2 protein-coding genes and 1 pseudogene are annotated in these 1701 nt (G+C 59.3%); all 3 read right to left on the bottom strand.

Annotation, left to right across the window (positions count from 1 at the left end; genetic code table 11):
• Positions 1-604 (bottom strand): transposase (locus tag WBG04_RS02590; RefSeq protein ID WP_424312790.1); only part of this gene is annotated, 604 nt, incomplete at its 3' end.
• Positions 605-810: 206 nt separating this feature from the next.
• Positions 811-1101, bottom strand: a pseudogene (locus WBG04_RS02585) (transposase zinc-binding domain-containing protein); the annotation flags it as partial.
• Positions 1102-1187: 86 nt separating this feature from the next.
• Complete coding sequence (locus WBG04_RS02580; RefSeq protein WP_424312789.1) at positions 1188-1496, bottom strand: hypothetical protein; 309 nt, start codon at positions 1494-1496, stop codon at positions 1188-1190.
• Between the last annotated feature and the right edge of the window lie 205 nt (positions 1497-1701).

Raw genomic sequence — 1701 nt, 5'->3', positions numbered from 1 at the left:
TAATAGAGTCGCTCGGGGTTCTGCTCGGTACGGAGAATGTAGGCGTAAAACATGCGATCAAAACTGCAGTAAAGCTCCTGCTGCAGTAAAGCTCCTGCATGAGCAACCCCTCTCCGCCGCTTGCTTTCGCCGAGGTTGTCGGAGGGTATTCTTCGCTTACATGAGCCTTTCCGATGGCCTGCCATTCGAAGCTTCCCTTGCGGAAGCGAAGAATGGCGGCGATGAAGTCGGGAGCTTTGAAGACCTCGAAATTCCGCTTGGTGGTGTGGTGGCGCTTGGAGCGGTAGATGACGGTCTTGGTGGTGGCGTTCCAGGTGATCTTCTGGAGGGAAAATGGGTGGCGGAGGAGGTATTCCGCGAGGCGCTTGCGCCCGGCATGATCGTTGGGCCGGACCAGCTGTTCCGCTCCGGCATGGATGTGAAAGCCGGAGTGTTTCCAGGAGAGGAGGTGGGTGAGTTTCTTCGGACTGATGAGTTTGGCCTCGCGGAGGGCGTGGAGGAAGCGGTGGCGGAACAAGTCGATGGATGGAGCAAGGTCTTCGGCGGGCATGCAGTGGAAGCGGCCATCGGGAGCAAAGAGGCCATCGGCGGCGAGGACATGCAGGTGTGGATGGCGGCGATAGCACCGAGTTTGCCGTCGGGGAGATCAAGGCGGAGGCGGAAGTGATCGCGGAGGCTTTCTGTGGCGGCGTGGAAGAGGTGGGTGAGGAGTTGGCGGCGTTTGCGGAAGATCCCCCGCAGGACCTTGGGGATGGTGAAGACGAATTGACGGTGAGGGACTTCATGGCAGACGGAGGTGGCGATCCAGTCGCTGGTGCCGCGCACGCGGCGCTGGTGGCAGGAGGGGCAGAGGCGGCTCTTGCAGGTGTAGGCGAGGAGGCGTTCGTGGCCGCAGTCGGCACACTGTATACGGGTGAAGCCGGAGGCAAGGTCGCCGCAACGAAGAAAACCTTCGACGGAGGAGATGGTCTGGCGTCGGAGAGGGCCGAGGCTTTTGCGATGGCTGGATTCGTACTGGGCGAGGAAGTCATCCCAGCCGTGGTGGACGAGTTGCCAGAGGGGCGAGGCGCGAGGACGCCGGGGCTGGTAGACGGAGGGCACAAAGAGTGTTCAAAAGAACATTTATTGTGCGAGGCAAGTTCGGGCGGGATAGATCGGATGGGTTGGATTTCCGGGCGGGTGGAAGGTCAGGCGGAATCGCTGTCCGATTCGGGGGTCGCCCGCTGCAGTTCCTCGAGATCAGCGAGATCCTGAGGGCGACCCGCGGTCTTTTTGGCCTCTACCAAGTCGGCTTTCCCTAGGTAAGGGACTACGATACCGTCCTCCTCAGAAGTGACACGGTTTTCCCAGCAGGATGAGAATTCCAAGCCGGGGATCGTGGTAAGCAGATCGATCTCACATGGTGGCACTCCGACGCTGAACTGAGTTCCTGATTGAGCGAAGTCCGACTCGTCCAAACCGATAAGAGGTAGACCAAAACATTGGAAAGCCCGCATGAGTTTCCGGGCATTCTCCACCGTCGGCTCGATCCAGAGATCAAGATCCTTGGTGTAGCGCGGTTGGGCGTAATGAATCAGTAACAGTTTAGCTGTTTTTTTGATCAGGATGAATTGCTGAAAAGGACGTCCTGAGCTTTCGCGGCGGTGCCGGTCAGGAGGCTGCGGAAGAGATCGAGGACGGAGCTCTGCTGGAGTTTTGCGG

It is taken from the genome of Haloferula sp., from assembly GCF_049672945.1.
Taxonomy (GTDB): domain Bacteria; phylum Verrucomicrobiota; class Verrucomicrobiia; order Verrucomicrobiales; family Akkermansiaceae; genus Haloferula.
The sequence above is the reverse complement of the archived record's forward strand: the minus strand, read 5'-3'. Positions and strand labels throughout refer to the sequence as shown.

Coding starts and splice junctions, on each gene's coding strand:
- WBG04_RS02580 (WP_424312789.1), bottom strand. CDS start 1,496: ATGCGGGCTTTCCAATGTTTTGGTCTACCTCTTATCGGTTTGGACGAG.